General features: G+C 69.8%; 17 protein-coding genes. 10 read left to right on the forward strand and 7 right to left on the reverse strand.

All coding sequences use genetic code 11. The features are described 5' to 3' along the window. Positions 1–14: 14 nt before the first annotated feature. From K3U94_RS03005 to K3U94_RS03015, 3 genes are read right to left on the reverse strand one after another with little or no spacing between them, the layout of a single operon-like run. Positions 15–1,208, reverse strand: a complete 1,194-nt coding sequence (locus K3U94_RS03005; protein ID WP_230987371.1) for a JmjC domain-containing protein — start codon at positions 1,206–1,208, stop codon at positions 15–17. 5 nt (positions 1,209–1,213) lie between these two features. After that, on the reverse strand, positions 1,214–1,594 hold the full coding sequence (locus K3U94_RS03010; RefSeq protein ID WP_047319673.1) for a nitroreductase family deazaflavin-dependent oxidoreductase: 381 nt from the start codon (positions 1,592–1,594) through the stop codon (positions 1,214–1,216). Between the two features lie 3 nt (positions 1,595–1,597). Next, complete coding sequence (locus K3U94_RS03015; RefSeq protein ID WP_047319735.1) at positions 1,598–1,981, reverse strand: nitroreductase family deazaflavin-dependent oxidoreductase; 384 nt, start codon at positions 1,979–1,981, stop codon at positions 1,598–1,600. A 92-nt stretch (positions 1,982–2,073) separates the two neighbouring features. Here K3U94_RS03015 and hemL point away from each other — a divergent pair, with 92 nt between their 5' ends. From hemL to K3U94_RS03050, 7 genes are all read left to right on the forward strand, one after another. After that, a complete protein-coding gene (gene hemL / locus K3U94_RS03020; protein ID WP_220695531.1) occupies positions 2,074–3,393 on the forward strand; it encodes a glutamate-1-semialdehyde 2,1-aminomutase in 1,320 nt (439 codons plus the stop codon). Then, complete coding sequence (locus K3U94_RS03025) at positions 3,393–4,001, forward strand: histidine phosphatase family protein (protein WP_220695532.1); 609 nt, start codon at positions 3,393–3,395, stop codon at positions 3,999–4,001. Before hemL ends, K3U94_RS03025 begins: the two co-directional genes overlap by 1 nt. A gap of 2 nt (positions 4,002–4,003) precedes the next feature. Then, positions 4,004–4,594, forward strand: a complete 591-nt coding sequence (locus K3U94_RS03030; protein WP_047319676.1) for a TlpA disulfide reductase family protein — start codon at positions 4,004–4,006, stop codon at positions 4,592–4,594. Further along, positions 4,591–5,370 carry a cytochrome c biogenesis CcdA family protein gene (locus K3U94_RS03035; protein WP_047319677.1) on the forward strand — a complete coding sequence of 260 codons (780 nt, stop codon included), beginning with the start codon at positions 4,591–4,593 and terminating at the stop codon, positions 5,368–5,370. Before K3U94_RS03030 ends, K3U94_RS03035 begins: the two co-directional genes overlap by 4 nt. Positions 5,371–5,414: 44 nt before the next feature. Beyond that, positions 5,415–7,001, forward strand: a complete 1,587-nt coding sequence (resB, locus tag K3U94_RS03040) for a cytochrome c biogenesis protein ResB (RefSeq protein WP_230987372.1) — start codon at positions 5,415–5,417, stop codon at positions 6,999–7,001. Further along, the gene (gene ccsB, locus K3U94_RS03045; protein WP_220695534.1) at positions 7,002–7,979 is read left to right on the forward strand and encodes a c-type cytochrome biogenesis protein CcsB; all 978 of its coding nucleotides are present in this window, start codon (positions 7,002–7,004) and stop codon (positions 7,977–7,979) included. Positions 7,980–8,064: 85 nt separating this feature from the next. Beyond that, the gene (locus tag K3U94_RS03050) at positions 8,065–9,402 is read left to right on the forward strand and encodes a MinD/ParA family ATP-binding protein (protein WP_047319736.1); all 1,338 of its coding nucleotides are present in this window, start codon (positions 8,065–8,067) and stop codon (positions 9,400–9,402) included. A gap of 30 nt (positions 9,403–9,432) precedes the next feature. On the opposite strand, the gene K3U94_RS03055 is transcribed toward K3U94_RS03050, so the two are convergent. Then, positions 9,433–9,582, reverse strand: a complete 150-nt coding sequence (locus K3U94_RS03055; RefSeq protein WP_105294679.1) for a hypothetical protein — start codon at positions 9,580–9,582, stop codon at positions 9,433–9,435. 76 nt (positions 9,583–9,658) lie between these two features. Here K3U94_RS03055 and K3U94_RS03060 point away from each other — a divergent pair, with 76 nt between their 5' ends. Next, entirely contained in the window at positions 9,659–9,955 is a 297-nt protein-coding gene (locus tag K3U94_RS03060) for a DUF4229 domain-containing protein (protein WP_052956908.1), read from the forward strand. 10 nt (positions 9,956–9,965) lie between these two features. On the opposite strand, the gene K3U94_RS03065 is transcribed toward K3U94_RS03060, so the two are convergent. Continuing rightward, entirely contained in the window at positions 9,966–10,835 is an 870-nt protein-coding gene (locus tag K3U94_RS03065; protein WP_220695535.1) for a 1,4-dihydroxy-2-naphthoate polyprenyltransferase, read from the reverse strand. Positions 10,836–10,849: 14 nt separating this feature from the next. Between K3U94_RS03065 and K3U94_RS03070 the strand changes: the two genes are divergently transcribed. Then, positions 10,850–11,644, forward strand: a complete 795-nt coding sequence (locus K3U94_RS03070; protein WP_220695536.1) for an S-methyl-5'-thioadenosine phosphorylase — start codon at positions 10,850–10,852, stop codon at positions 11,642–11,644. Positions 11,645–11,659: 15 nt separating this feature from the next. Here K3U94_RS03070 and K3U94_RS03075 read toward each other — a convergent pair whose 3' ends face one another. Beyond that, a complete protein-coding gene (locus tag K3U94_RS03075) occupies positions 11,660–12,394 on the reverse strand; it encodes a cutinase family protein (protein WP_434084903.1) in 735 nt (244 codons plus the stop codon). 59 nt (positions 12,395–12,453) lie between these two features. Next, on the reverse strand, positions 12,454–13,926 hold the full coding sequence (locus K3U94_RS03080; RefSeq protein ID WP_047319683.1) for a DUF7937 domain-containing protein: 1,473 nt from the start codon (positions 13,924–13,926) through the stop codon (positions 12,454–12,456). A gap of 117 nt (positions 13,927–14,043) precedes the next feature. Between K3U94_RS03080 and K3U94_RS03085 the strand changes: the two genes are divergently transcribed. Further along, positions 14,044–15,831, forward strand: coding sequence for a DUF7159 family protein (locus K3U94_RS03085; protein WP_052956902.1), 1,788 nt, complete (start codon positions 14,044–14,046; stop codon positions 15,829–15,831). The last annotated feature ends 7 nt before the right edge of the window (positions 15,832–15,838 follow it).

Here is a 15,838-nt window from a genome sequence, read left to right on the forward strand (position 1 = left end):
GTACCTCAAGCGGTTTATCGGGCGGGCGGGCGCACCAGAAAACCGCTCATGATCAGACTGCGGGCCAGCTCTACCTGTTGCGCGGTCGCCAGTCCCGGAAGTTCGCCGACCCGGAACGGCTCGGTGCGCTCCGACAAAAACCGCATCGCGGCTTCGTGATCCGGGCGTGCCGTGACGATCAGCTGGGCGAACTGCAGGCCGACACCGTCGGGCGTCGTGGTCACTCGGGAGTACAGCGGCTGTTGCTTGCGCACCACCGTGTCGGCGTCGAGCCCGACGGTGTCGGCGACCTGGCCGACCACCGGGCAGCGGGCTCGCCGCACCAGCAGATCCTGCATGGCGCCAAGGCCTTCCGCGACGGTGTCGGGGGACTCGACGGCAGTCAGCCCGGCATGGATCAGGGTGGCCAGGCTCGCCCGCACCCGCGGGTCGTCCAGGTGTCTTGCGGGCAACCGGGTGTGCACCACGTCGTCGCGCAGACTCAGCATGTGCAGGGCGTGGGTCAGCAGCGTGAGCACGGTCGGCACATGGATCCCGACGGTCAGGTGCACCGACGGTCCCGCTGCGGTCTCGGCGGAGTGCACGCGGCCCCGCGGTAGGTACAGGGTGTCCCCGGCCGCCAGGTGCAAACGGGTCGGCTCCGGCAGGTCAGCCGGGTCGACTTCGTGCAGCTGTTGCATCAGGTGTGGTGGCACCGGGTCGTCACCGTAGAAATACCAGGTCTTGCTGCCCTGGATCTGCAGCACCAGCACGTCGTGGTGGTCGTAGTGCGGCAGGAAGCCCGTGGCGGCCGGCGGCGTGATGTAGGCGTTGACGTGGGTGGGGAAGTTCAGCTCGACCTCGACACCGTGGGTCAGCGTCGACATGGTGCGCAGGTACTTCTCGATGTTGTTGCAGATGATCGTGTAGCCGGCGTCGGCCGCGGCGCGAACGCGCGCCGCGTCCAGGGTGCCGTCGGGCAGCGTGTACTGCTCGGGCTTCAGGTGATCGGCGCCACGCACCAGGCGTACCGCGGACGGCTCGGTGCCTAACGCCGCCAGCAGATCCTCGGCCGCCGACGGCCCGGCCAGCAGGCGCTCGAAGTAGTCGGTGCGCCCACGTTCGATGTGGTGCGGGGCGGCGCCCCACAACTCGTCGAGGAAGGACTGCACCGTCACCGGCGCCAGCAGCCAGCCCAGCGGGGATTCCAGGCTCTCGATCTCCGGCACCGGCCTCAAGCGCGGGTAAGCAACAGGGTGTGCGGCACCCCGGCCCGTCCAAGCAGCTGACGCCACGGCGGCTTCAGCAGCCCCACCGCCTCATCGGTCGGCACCACCTGCGGGTTCGTGACGGCGAACGTCTTCCCGCCGACTTTGACCCGCCCGCCGTCGGCGGCCTGCAGGTTCTTGACCCAGTCGCGGCCGGTGCCGTACGGAAGCAGCACCGCGACGCCGTCGTCGGTGTGGAACATCGAGACCGGGGTGCGGTAGGTGGTGCCGGAGCGCCGGCCGGTGTGCTCGACGATCGACCACATCGGCACCCAGCCGCAGATCGGGCGGAACAACGGATTCGTCACGACCCGGTTGAACCGGGCGCGCCGCTCGGAGAATTGCACCGCTCAGGCCTGCCGGGTGAGCAGCACCGCCTGCTCGAACGGCAGCCGGGCAAAGACCCTCCGCGCCCGCGGGCTGACGTGCTCGGCCGCCTCTGCCTTGCTGACCACCCGCGGCTCGCTAACGCCGAAGGTCTTGCCGTGCCGGCGCATGGTGCCACCACCGGCGGCCGTGATGTTCTTCAGCCAGTCACGGTCCGGGCCGTAGGTGAGCAGGATGGCCACCCCGTCATTGGTGCTGAACACGGTCAGCGGGGTGCGATAGGGCTTGCCGGAGCGCCGCCCGACGTGCTCGAGGATTCCGAACGTCGGAGCCCAGCCGGCCCACATTCGCTGGATTGGGTTGGTGACATGCCGGTTGAACCGGGCCAGCCGTTGCGGTAGTTGCATGATTGCCATCCAACTCCGGGCACCGACCCACTTCAACCCTCAACTACACCCTGTAGTCGAGCGAGGTCGCGCGAGCTGGGACACTGGTCGCCGTGGGTAATGCGGATCGAGCCACAGCGGTGTCGGAGCGGTTGTTCGCCGAGGCCTGCGCGGTGATCCCCGGCGGCGTCAACTCACCGGTCCGGGCTTTCGCAGCGGTGGGGGGCACGCCCCGCTTCATCGCCGAAGGGCAGGGCTGCTGGCTGACCGACGTCGACGGCAACCGCTATGTGGACCTGGTCTGCTCCTGGGGGCCGATGATCCTGGGCCACGCGCACCCCGCGGTGGTCGACGCGGTTCGCGACGCCGTCGGGACCGGCCTGTCGTTCGGGGCACCTACTCGCGGCGAGACCGAGCTGGTCACCGAGATCATCGCCCGGGTACCGGCGGTGGACAAGCTCCGGCTGGTCAACTCAGGCACCGAAGCCACCATGAGCGCGCTGCGGCTGGCTCGCGGCTTCACCGGACGGTCCAAGGTCGTCAAGTTCTCCGGCTGCTATCACGGCCACGTCGACGCGCTGCTCGCCGACGCAGGCTCCGGGGTCGCCACCCTGTCGCTGCCGTCGTCGCCGGGGGTCACCGGCGCCACCGCCGCCGACACGATCGTGTTGCCCTACAACGACGTCGACGCCGTCCGGAAGGCCTTCGCCGAGTTCGGCGACCAGATCGCCGCCGTCATCACCGAGGCCAGCCCCGGCAACATGGGTGTGGTGCCACCGGCGCCCGGCTTCAACGCCGAGCTGCGGACGATCACGAGCGAGCACGGGGCGCTGCTGATCATCGATGAGGTGATGACGGGCTTTCGGGTGAGCAGCAGCGGCTGGTATGGCATTGATCCGGTGGACGCCGACCTGTTCACCTTCGGCAAGGTGATCAGCGGTGGGCTGCCGGCCGCGGCATTCGGTGGCCGCGCCGAGGTGATGGACCGGCTGGCGCCGCTGGGGCCGGTCTACCAGGCCGGCACGCTGTCGGGAAACCCGGTGGCCACCGCCGCCGGTCTGGCCACCCTGCGTGCCGCCGACGACGACGTCTACGCCGCGCTGGACAAGAACGCCGACCGACTGACCGCGATGCTGGCCGAGGCGTTGACCGACGCCGGTGTGCCGCACCAGATTCCGCGGGCCGGGAACATGTTCAGCGTGTTCTTCGCCGACGAGCCCATCACCGACTTCGCCGCCGCCCGCGCGAGTGCGACCTGGCGCTTCCCGGCGTTTTTCCACACCCTGCTCGAGGCCGGTGTCTACCCGCCCTGCAGTGCCTTCGAGGCGTGGTTCGTCTCGGCCGCCCTGACCGACGAGGCCTTCGAACAGATCGCCGCTGCGCTACCCGCCGCGGCACGTGCCGCCGCCACCACCGGAGAGCCGAAACCCTGATGGCAGAAGAAACCCGCGTCCACCTGATCCGCCACGGCGAGGTCCACAATCCCGACGGCATTCTGTACGGCCGGCTGCCCGGTTTCCGGCTCTCCGACACCGGCCGCGCCCAGGCCGTGGCCGCCGCCGAATTGCTGGCCGGCCGCGACATCGTCGCGGTGATCGCCTCGCCGCTGCAGCGCGCCCAGGAGACCGCCGCCCCGATCGCCGCCCGGCACAACCTGCCGATCGACACCGACCATGACCTGATCGAGTCGACCAATATCTTTGAGGGCAAGCGGGTTTCACCTGGCGACGGCGCCTGGCGCCACCCGCGGTTCTGGTGGCATCTGCGGAACCCGTTCACCCCGTCGTGGGGCGAGCCCTACGACCAGATCGCGGCCCGGATGGCCGCCGCGGTGAGTAAGGCCCGCGCTCGCGCCGCCGGCCACGAGGTGGTGTGCGTCAGCCATCAGCTGCCGGTCTGGACCGCACGCCAGCACCTCACCGGCAACCGGCTCTGGCACGACCCGCGCCGGCGCGAATGCGGCGTGGGTTCGGTGACCACGTTGATCTACGACGGTGACCTTCTCGTCGACGTCGATTACCAGGTTCCGGCCGGCGGCTGACGATGCGGGCAGTGCTGATCGTCGGGGCAGTGCTGGCCGCCCTGATCTCGGGCTGCTCGGTCGGCGACGATGCCGTCACGCACGGCGGAACGTTTGAGTTCGTCTCCCCCGGCGGCAAGACCGACATCTTCTACGACCCACCGGACACCCGCGGCCGGCCCGGCCCGATCTCCGGGCCCGACCTGATGGACCCGTCACGCACCATCGGCGTCGACGACTTCGGTGGCAAGGTCGTCGTCGTCAATGTGTGGGGGCAGTGGTGCGGACCGTGCCGTACTGAAATCAGCCAATTGCAAAAGGTTTACGACGACACCCGCGCCCAGGGTGTCGCTTTCCTGGGCATCGATGTCCGCGACCCCGAGCCGCAGGCGTCCCGCGACTTCATCTCCGACCGCCGCATCACCTATCCGTCGATCTACGACCCGGCGATGCGCACCATGATCGCGTTCGGCGGTCGCTACCCCTCGTCGGTGATCCCGGCGACCATGGTGCTCGACCGCCAGCACCGGGTGGCGGCGGTGTTCCTCCGCGAAGTACTCGCCGAAGACCTGCAGCCCGTCGTGCAGCGGCTGGCTGCCGAGGCGGCGCCGTGAGCGGCTTCACCGCTACCGCCACCACCGGTCCGCTGCTGTTGGCCGTCGCCGTGTCGGCTTTGGCCGGGCTGGTGTCGTTCGCCTCGCCGTGCGTGGTGCCGTTGGTGCCGGGCTACCTGTCCTACCTGGCGGCCGTGGTGGGCGTCGACGAAACTCCAAGGGCCGGTGCGCTCGAGCCCCCGCCGGGCGCGAGGTGGCGTGTCGCGGGGTCGGCGGCGCTGTTCGTCGCCGGGTTCACCGCGGTGTTCCTGCTGGGCTCGGTGGCCGTGCTGGGCATGACCACCACGTTGATCACCAATCAGGTGCTGCTGCAGCGAGTCGGCGGCGCGGTGACGATCCTGATGGGCCTGGTGTTCGTCGGCTTCGTCCCGGCGCTGCAGCGGCAAGTCCGCTTCACCCCGCAGCAGCTGTCCACCGTGTTCGGGGCGCCGCTGCTGGGCGCGGTGTTCGCGCTCGGCTGGACACCGTGTCTGGGGCCGACCCTGACCGGGGTGATCGCGGTCGCCTCGACCACCGACGGCGCCGGGGTGGCCCGGGGCGTGGTGCTGGTGATCGCCTACTGCCTGGGCCTGGGCATCCCGTTCGTGGCGCTGGCGTTCGGGTCGGCCAGCGCAGTGGCCGGGCTCGGTTGGCTGCGCCGGCACACCCGCGCGATCCAGGTCCTGGGCGGGGTGTTGCTGATCGCGGTCGGGCTCGCCCTGGTCACCGGGGTGTGGGACCACTTCGTGGCCGCGGTCCGCGACGGGCTGGTCTCCGACGTCAGGCTGCCGATCTGATGGCCGCCACCTCTGCACCGCGAACAGACGCTAAAGCCCCCAAAATGGCGCGTTTTAGGGGGACTTTGCGTCTGCTCGCCGGCAAGGCCCGCAACACCTGGCGGGCGCTGACCTCGATGGGCACCGCGCTGGTCCTGCTGGTGCTGCTGGCGCTGGCCGCCATCCCCGGGGCACTGCTGCCGCAACGCAGCCTCAACGCCGCCAAGGTCGAGGAGTACCTGGCGCTGCACCCGGTGCTGGGCCCGCTATTGGAACGCGTGCAGGCGTTCGACGTCTTTTCCAGCTTCTGGTTCACCGCCATCTACGTGCTGCTGTGCGTGTCGCTGATCGGCTGCCTGACCCCGCGGACCCTGGAGCACCTGCGCAACCTGCGCGCCACTCCGGTCGCCGCACCGCGCAACCTGTCCCGGCTGCCCAAGCACGCCAGCGCGCAGCTGACCGGTGACGCCGGCGAGCTCGGCGCCCGGATGGCCGCAGAGTTGCGCGGCTGGCGGCGGATCACCCGCTCCTCGGACAGCGTCGCCGGCGGCATTGAGATCTCGGCGGAGAAGGGCTATCTGCGCGAATTCGGCAATCTGATCTTCCATTTCGCGCTACTGGGGCTGCTGGCCGCCGTCGCGCTCGGCCGCATGTTCGGCTACGAGGGCAACGTGATGGTGATCGCCGACGGCGGACCGGGATTCTGCTCGGCGTCGCCGGCCGCGTTCGACTCGTTCCGCGCCGGCGCCACCGTCGACGGGACCAAGCTGCACCCGCTGTGCGTGCGGGTCAACGACTTCACCGCCGACTATCTGGTCTCCGGGCTGGCCACCTCCTTCACCGCGCATATCGACTACCAGGCCGGCGAAGACTTGCGCACCGACCAGTGGCGGCCCTACCTGCTGGAGGTCAACCATCCGCTGCGGGTCGGCGGCGTGCGGGCCTACCTGCAGGGCCACGGCTACGCGCCCACCTTCACCGTGACTTTCCCGGACGGTCAGACCCGCACCCAGACGGTGCAGTTCCGCCCGGACAACCCGCTGACCCTGTTGTCGTCGGGCGCGGTCCGGATCGACCCCCCGGCCGGGGTCTACCCCGACGCCGCCGAGCGCCGCAAACACCAGATCGGCATCCAGGGGTTGTTCGCGCCGACCGAACAGCTCGACAACCGGTTGCTGTCGTCGGCGTTCCCCGCGATGAACGACCCGGCGGTGGCGATCGACGTCTACCGCGGCGACACCGGGCTCGACACCGGCCGGCCGCAGAGCCTGTTCACGCTGGATTCCCGGTTGATCGACCAGGGTCGGCTGACCAAGGTGGCGCGGTCCAACCTGAAGGCCGGTGAACAGATCCGCCTCGATGACGGCACCAGGGTGCGCTTCGACGGTGCGGTGCCGTTTGTCAACATCCAGGTGTCGCACGACCCCGCCGAGATCTGGGTGCTGGTGTTCGCGATGACGATGATGGCGGGACTGGTGGTGTCGCTGGTGGTGCGCCGCCGCCGGATCTGGGTCCGGATCACGCCAACGGAGTCGATGGAGCAGGCCGGTACGGTGAACGTCGAGCTAGGCGGGCTGGCTCGCACCGACAACTCCGGCTGGGGTGACGAGTTCGAGCGTCTCAGCGCGCGGCTGTTCGGCAAGGAGATCTAGATGAATACCACGCACATCGACGTCGGGCTGGCGCGCTACTCCGACTGGGCGTTCACCTCGGCGATGGTCGTGCTGGTCATCGCAATGCTGCTACTGGCCGTCGAGCTGGCCTCCAGCCGGGCCCGCACACCCGCCGAGGCCGAGCTGGTTCCCGCCGGCGGTGTGCGCCCCGACAGTGCCACCCCGGGCGTGGTGCTCGCTGCGCAGCGACGGCCCCTGGGCGAGCGGGTGGGCCGCGCCGGACTGGCCCTGGTCTACCTGGGCATCGCCCTGCTGCTGGCCTGCATCGTGTTCCGCGGTGCCGCCACGCTGCGCCCGCCGTGGGGCAACATGTATGAGTTCATCAACCTGACCTGCTTCTCCGGGCTGGTGGCGTCCGCGGTCGCGCTGCGCAGGCCGCAACACCGCAACCTGTGGGTGTTCGTGCTGCTGCCGGTTCTGATCCTGCTGACGGTCTCCGGGCGCTGGCTCTACGCCACGGCCGCGCCGGTCATGCCCGCACTGCAGTCCTACTGGCTGCCGATCCACGTGTCAGTGGTCAGCATCGGCTCCGGGGTGTTCTTGGTGGCCGGGGTGGCCAGCATCCTGTTTCTGATCCGCTCGTCGCGGCTCAGTGACCCCGACGCCCCGGGGGCGCTGGCCCGGATGGTGCGCCGGCTGCCCGATGCGCAAACCCTGGACCGCATCGCCTACCGGACCACGATCTTCGCTTTCCCGGTGTTCGGCTTCGGTGTGATCTTCGGCGCGATCTGGGCCGAGGGCGCCTGGGGCCGCTACTGGGGCTGGGATCCCAAGGAGACGGTGTCGTTCATCGCCTGGGTCGTCTACGCCGCCTATCTGCATGCCAGGTCGACGGCCGGATGGCGCGACTACAAGGCGGCGTGGATCAACGTCGTGGGCTTCGCGGCGATGATCTTCAACCTGTTTTTCGTCAATCTGGTGACCGTCGGCCTGCACTCGTATGCCGGAGTCGGCTAATCCAGCTGACAGATTCCTTTATGACAGCTGCGCTACCCTGCGGTTACCGACGTCCATTGACGTCCTAACCAGTGCGACAGGGGAGATACACGTGTCCGACCATGCACCCGGTGATGTCACTGCGGGCCACGACGTGACGGATCATCCGACCACCCAGTTCCGGCCGTTACAGCACGTCAGCGAGGCTGCTGACCGCCCAGCGGACGCATCGGAGTCCGGGGCTACCGGGTCGTTCAACCAGCGGCCCGAGGGAGGCGAGACCCGCTCCTTCGGCGGCTTCCGCACCGAGCGCCGGTTCTCCGAGCCGGTCGACCCGTGGCCGCCGGCGCCCGCGGACACCCCGCCTCAGCAACAGTCCTGGAACCCCAACCCATCGCCCACCTGGGTCCCCCAGCCCATGGAGAACCCCGCTCCGGTCTACTACAGCGGCAGCCCCGGCGGTGCCGGACAGGCCCCGTATCGTGCCTCCGAGCCCATCGCCCCGTTCTCGGATCTGTCCACCACCTCGCTGCTGCGGCAGGTCAAGCCGCCGCCGACGTCGGGTTGGCGCCGCCTGCTCTACGTGCTGTCCGGCCAGCTGATCAACGTCGGGGAGAGCCCGCGAACCACCCGTTTCAACGACTTGGTGGTGCAGGTGAACCGGCCGCTGCAGGGCTGCCACCGGATCGCGGTGCTGTCGCTGAAGGGCGGTGTCGGCAAGACCACCATCACCGCGACCCTGGGGGCCACGTTCGCCTCCATTCGCGGCGACCGGGTGGTCGCCGTGGACGCCAACCCCGACCGCGGCACGCTGAACCAGAAGGTGCCGATGGAGACGCCGGCGACGGTGCGGCACCTGCTGCGCGACGCCGAAGGAATCCAGCGCTACAGCGATGTTCGCAGCTACACCAACCAGGGCCCCAGCCGCCTGGAGGTGCTCGCCTCCGACAGCGACCCGGCCGTCTCGGAAGCGTTCAGCGCCGAGGACTACGCCAGCACCCTGCAGGTGCTGGAGCGGTTCTACAGCCTGGTCCTCACCGACTGCGGCACCGGTCTGATGCACTCGGCCATGTCAGCGGTGCTCGCCAAGGCCGACACCATGATCGTGGTCAGTTCCGGTTCGGTCGACGGCGCCCGCAGTGCCTCGGCGACGCTGGACTGGCTCGACGCGCACGGGCACGAGGACCTGGTGCGCAACTCGATCGCGGTGATCAACGCGGTGCGGCCACGCTCGGGCAAGGTCGACATGCAGAAGGTGGTCGACCACTTCTCCCGGCGCTGCCGCGCGGTGCGGTTGGTGCCGTTCGACCCGCACCTGGAAGAAGGCGCGGAGATCGACCTGATGCGGCTGAAGCGGGAGACCCGCGAGGCGCTTGTCGAGCTGGCTGCGGTGGTCGCCGAGGCGTTCCCGGGCGACGACCGGTTCAACCAGCACTTCGTGTAGGTCGGGGCCTGATTCAGGGGTGCGGCAGCCCTAGGGCTGGTTGTCGCCGTGGCTGATCCGCCAGAGAAATTCCGGGTCGTCGTCCGGACCGATCACGCGGGTCTTCGGCCGGGCACGGATGGCGCGCAGGCTGAGGTAGAGCAGCGTTCCCAGGGTCAGGACGAGGAGCAGGTAGAGCACTCGCGACACCTCCTGGCGCCGAATATACCGTTAGCGTCGTCCTGGCCGGTCCAGCCCGCCAGTAGGCTTGATCACCGTGGCGACAGGTCGGGCCCCGTTGGGCCGTGCGGTAGTCGATGTGGCGGTGTACACGGCGGCGCGGCTGGCGCTGGTGGTTGTGCTGACGGCGGTGATCTACGGGCTGGGCCGGCTGCTCGGGCTCAGCGATTTTCCGCCGATCATCGCTGCGATGCTGGCCCTGATCGTGGCGCTGCCGTTGGGGATGTGGATCTTCACGCCGCTGCGTAAGCGGGCGACCGAGAGCTTGACCGTGGCCGGCGAGCGACGCCGCCGGGCTCGCGAGGAACTGCAGGCCCGACTGCGCGGGGAGTGAACCGCCCTCGTCAACGGAGAAACAGCGCCGTCGCCTCCGCGATAGCCCACACCAGCATGGTCAGCCCGGTGTCGCGCAGCACCGGGATCAGTGCCGCGCCGCCGAGCCCGGAGCGCACCGGGGCCGCGGCCCGCAGCGCCAGCGGCGTCGCGATCAGCCCGGCCGCACACCACGGAGTGGCCCGCATCAGGGCCAGCGTCAGCACCCCGGCCAGCGCCAGCAGCAGCTGAAACAGCACCCGGGTGCGGGCATCGCCGAGGCGTACCGCCAGGGTCATCTTGCCGGCCGGTTTGTCGGTGGCGATGTCGCGCAGATTGTTGGCCACCAGCACCGCGGACGACAGTGCCCCGACGCCCACCGCCAGCGCGCCGCCGACCCAGTCCACCCGCAGGGCCTGGGTGTACTGGGTGCCCAGCACCGCGACCAGACCGAAGAACACGAACACCGCGATCTCGCCGAAGCCGGCGTAGCCGTACGGTCGCGACCCGCCGGTGTACAGCCAGGCGCCGGCGATGCAGGCCGCACCCACAACCAGCAGCCATGGCGCGCTGACCAGGGCCAGCGCCAGACCGGCCAGCGCTCCGACCGACAGCGCGGCGATCGCTGCCGTGAGCACCGCGCGCGGGCTCGCCAGCCGGGCGCCCACCAGGCGCACCGGTCCGGTCCGGTCGTCGTCGGTGCCACGGATGCCGTCGGAGTAGTCGTTGGCGTAGTTCACGCCGATGATCAGCGCCACCGCGACGGTCAGCGCCAGCAACGCCTTCCACCACACCGCGGCGCCCAGCCAGGCTGCAGCGCCGGTTCCGGCGATCACCGGAGCGATCGCGTTGGGCAGGGTGCGGGGACGCGCCCCCTCTATCCACTGTGCGAAGCTGGCCACCGCACGATCCTTGCATGCGGGAGGAGCACGACTTGCTCGGCGTGATCGGCGGTAGCGGTTTCTACTCGTTCTTCGGTGACGATGCGCGCCGCGTCAGCTGTGACACCCCCTACGGGACGCCCAGCGCGGACATCACCATCGGTGCCGTCGGCGGGCACGAAGTGGCGTTTCTGCCGCGTCACGGCGCCGCGCACGAGTATTCGGCCCACACGGTGCCCTATCGGGCCAACATGTGGGCGTTGCGGGCGCTGGGGGTGCGTCGGATCCTCGCGCCCTGTGCGGTCGGCAGCCTGACTCCGGAGCTGCCCCCCGGCTCGGTGGTGGTGCCCGATCAGCTGGTCGACCGCACCCGGGGCCGCGTCGACACCTACTTCGATGACGGCGGCGTGCACGTCGAGTTCGCCGACCCGTACTGCCCGACGCTGCGGACCGCGGTGACCGGCCTGCCCGACGTCGTCGACGGCGGGACCATGGTGGTGATCCAGGGGCCGCGGTTCTCCACCCGCGCCGAGAGCCAATGGTTCGCCGCGGCGGGATTTCGACTGATCAACATGACCGGATATCCCGAATCCGTGCTGGCCCGTGAACTGGAAATGTGTTATGCCGCAGTAGCTCTGGTCACCGATCTAGACGCCGGTGCCGACGTGGGCAGTGGTGTGAAGGTCGTCGACGTGTTCGCGGAGTTCCAGAAGAACATCGAGCCGTTCAAAAGCCTGGTGCACCAAGCGATCGAGCAGATCGATGAAGAGCGGACCTGCACGCACTGCTTGCCGCACGAAGGCATTCAGTTGCCGTTCGAGCTGCCCTGACTCAACGGAGTGCGCTCAGAGGTGGGCGACCGCGTAGTCGGCGCCCTGCTCCGTCATTCCGTTGACGCCGTACGACGCGTGCGCGATGGGCGGTCCGCCGGCCGGGGCGCCGTTGCAGATGGTGTCGCCGTCGGCGCAGAGCTCCACGGCCTTGGACGCATACAGTGGGCCGATCCGCACCGGTGGCGCGCCGTTGGGTGCCAGGAACTCCGCCGAGGGCGTGCCGAACAAGACGACCGCGGCAACGTGGTCGGCCACCGACGGCGGCATCGGCTGGGGAAGGTAGGCACGGTACTCGGCGGGGACTTCCTTGGGGATCTCCGACGACGTGGTGTAGCCGGCCAGCGCCGCACCTTGCGAGAAGCCGCCGAGCACGATGCGGGTGTTGGGGCAGTTCGCGGCGGTGTTCTCGATATGGCTGCCGGCGTCTCGGATGCCGTCGACGACGGTGCGGGCGAAGTCGACTCCGCCGCCTAAGTCGCTGCTGGCGGCGTAGTTGACCGGATACACCTCGAAGGAGCGCTCACCCACCTTGGCGCGTAGCGCATCGACGAAAGATTGACCGATGCCACCGACGCCGGGCGGCTCGGCGGTGCCGCGCGCGAAAACCACCTGCACGTCGGGGCAGGGCTGCGCCGCGACGGACGGGGTGCCGGGAGCGACCAGCGCGGCACCGCCCATCACCAGGGCCGCACCCAGGTACCGGGTGATGCGCCGTGCCATCGTTGCGACCAGTGCAGTGCTGTACATGGTGACCTTCATTCGTATCGTCCACCCGACCGGGCTCACGAGCAGAAACGCAGTTTCGGCTACCCGCCGTCGGCGTCCGATAAACGCTCTACGGCGTCTTCGGCTGAATCGTCGGTTCCCCGATAGATCTTCGGTCCACCCGCGGGTGCGACGGCCGGGGAGTCGGCTGATCGGAAGATGCGGGGTGTGCCGGGCTCGCCGGGTATGGGGCGGTCGTCGGTGGGCACCGTCAAGCGTCCGACGACGATCGCCACCACCAGGCCGCACAACGCCAGGCCGCACAGCACTACGTCGAATGTGCTGGTGATCTGCTGCGCCAGTCCGTTGCCGTACACCGGGTTCGCCCAGGCGCTGGCACGCTGGGCTTCCGCGAGTCGCGGAGCCAGACCGACACCCACCACGACGCGGGCGATCGTGAAACCGAACAGGACGGCGCTCACCGACCAGACGGCCGCCGCCGGCAGGGAGCGAGTGCCCAGGTTGAGCCGCAGCCAGATCGCGATCACCGCGGTCACCACGTCGAAGGAGGCCATCGCCGCGCTGTCATACGGCGAATACGGCAGGTCCAGGCCGACCGCGACGCTGAGATCCACGATGCGCATGAGTGCCGACCCCAGACTCCAGATCGCGATGAGCAGCAACGTGTTCCGGGTGGCTCCCAGCCACGTCGCCGCCGATGCGCCGCGTGCCGCCGCCACCGCGAACAGCGCTGCGGCGGCCACCCACACCAGGTAGCCCTCGAAGCCGACCCCCGCGGTGGAGGTGTTCTGCGCGATCCCGTGAAAACCGTCGATGTCGCGGCCCACCGGCAGCACCCACACCAGGAGTCCGGCGAGCAGAGTGGCCCCACCGAGCAGGACAACGCCGAGCTGGGAAGCCTTGTCGCGCTGCAGAACCCACCTTGAGGCGACGAGCACCGTGGCCCACGCCACCGCTCCGTACACCAGGGCGGTCGCAATGATCGCGACCTGCTGCCGGCCGAAGCCGGTCGGGGAGTTCGCATCCGGCAGGGCGTAGCGCACCCGCCAGTACAGGTTGAACAGCACACTCAACGTGGCACCGGCGATCGATGCGTAGCCGAGGATCTGGACCGTGCGTCGCCACAGTCGTACCGGCCCAGCGAGCACCGGCTGCGCGGCGAGCAGCGCGCCGGCGGCGCCCAGCAAGGCGCCAGGCCCGACGCCGCCGGGCGGTCGCGGGCTTCCGCCGTAGCGGACGGTCTGGACCACGTCGGCGGCCACCACGCCGAGTAGCAACACCAGATACGGCGCGCTGAGCAACAGCCGCAGCCTTCCCGCGACGGCGGGATTGTTGGGCACACGCAAGATCCCCCAGGGACCGACGTAGGTCGCGGCGATCGCTGCCAGCGCGAACACGGTGGCCACGGCCAGCGCGGCGAAGAGGCCGGGCTTGCTGGCCGGGATGCCGGCGCCGAAGTACAGGCTCCACGGCAGCGCCGGCGCCGCGAGCAGCAGTGCCGCGGCGGTCGCGTCGCGGCCGATATTCCAGCTCCTGGTCGACTCGGCGATCACCTGCTCACCATAACCGCGGGCGGGGCATACGCCATTGAACTGCGAAGATCGGTCCGCTCGCTGGTCGATCCGCGCGGCTAAACTGGCTAATCGAGTGGCCGCGGAAGGAGACGCGCAATGGATGTCGCGCTCGGAGTGTCGGTTACCGGTGCGCTCGCCCGCTTGGCGCTCGTCGAATCGGATGCCTACGGCGATGCCGTGCTCGACGAGTCCATGCTCGATCTGACCCGCAACCCAGTCGAAACGCTGACCGAGACGGTGACCGGAACCCACCGCATGTTGGCCGAAGAGGGCCACCGGCTGGCTGCGACGCGGCTGTGCTGGTCGGACTCGGAACTGATGGCGGAGCTGCGCCGGGCCCTTGAGGATGCCGGAGTCGAGAACGTCTCCGAGCAGCCCCAGGCGCGCTCGGCTGTGGCGTTGGCGCGCAACGCCTCGGGCGAGGACGGCGAGACGACGTGGCTGCCTGCGCCGGCCGGTGACGCGACGATGGCTGCGCCTGCGCTGACCAACGCCGGTTCCCCCGACGGAACGTCCACCATGCTCGCCCCGGCGGTTGAGGGCGGACAGGCTGAGGGCGAACAGCCGGAACAACAGCTGGCGTATTCGATGACCGACGATGACTCCGAACTGCTGCCGGTGGAGTACGCCGAAGGCGACTACGAAGGCTACGACGACTACGGCGCCGAGTACGGCGACGACGATGCGGCCGAGGTCGATGAGCGGGAGGCGCCACCGCCGGTGGGGCGTGCGCTTCTGGTCGGCAGCTCGGTCGGCGGGATTCTGGTGGCCGGGTGCGCGGCGTTGGCCGTGGCCGTGACCATCGGCATCCGCCCGACCGCCGCGTCCACACCGTCGCAGCCTCCGGTGGTGGCGCAGCCGCCGCAGGCCCAACCGGTGCCCGGCAACTTCATGCCGGTGCTGCCCGCCCCGAAGCCGGCGCCGTTGCCCGCGCTGCAGGCCCCGGCCCCTAATCCTGTTGTAGCCCCGGCAAACCCGGCTCCGGCCGTCGTTGCCCCTCCGGCGGCCGTTCCGGAACTTCCGGCTGCGCCCGCACCCGCGCCGCCCGCGGTGATTCCGATTCCGATCCCGATCCCGATCAACACCGGGCCCGTTGGTGGCGGCGGCGGTTGGCTGCCCGGGTCGGGTGGAAGTGGTAGCAGCGGTAGCGGTTCTGGACGTGATCACGGTGGCGGCAGTCATTCCGGCGGCGATGACGGTTCGGGTGGCACTGGAACGGGCAGCAATGGCTCCGGCGGTAATGGTTCCGGTGGCACTGGCTCGGGTGGCACTGGCTCCGGCGAGAACGGTTCCGGTGCTGGGCATTCCGGCGGCAGCGGTGCGGGCGAGGGCAGTGCAGGTGGTTCCGGCAACAATCCGGGCGGATCGGGTAGTGGTTCGGGCGGTTCCGGAGAGACCGGTTCGGGTGGTCATTCCGGCGGCACCTCTGGAGGATCCGACGACAGCGGCACGGGTGGCACCGGAGCGGGAAGTGACTCAGGCGGATCAACGTCAGGCGGATCCACGTCGGGCGGATCCGGCAGCGATGCAGGGGGATCCGGCGGTGCAGGCTCGGGTGGTTCCGGGTCGGGCAGCAGTAGTTCGGGCGGCTCGGGCAGCAGTGCGGGTAGTGATTCCGGCGGCTCCGGGAGCAGCGGCTCCGGCGGTGCTTCCTCCGGCTCCGGCGGCAGCTCCAGCGGTTCTGCCGGCAGTTCCGGTGGCGGGTCCAGCTCGTCGGGTTCGAGCGGTGGCTCCGGGGGTAGTTCCGGAAGCGGCTCGAGCGGCGGTTCTGGCGGCGGCTCAAGCGGCGGGTCCGGCGGCGGTTCGAGCGGCGGGTCCGGCGGCTCGGGTGGTGGCTCGGGCGGTGGGTCGAGCGGCGGTGGCTCCGGTGGGGGAGGCGACTGAGTCGCGG

The organism is Mycolicibacter heraklionensis, from assembly GCF_019645815.1.
Classification (GTDB): Bacteria; Actinomycetota; Actinomycetes; order Mycobacteriales; family Mycobacteriaceae; genus Mycobacterium; species Mycobacterium heraklionense.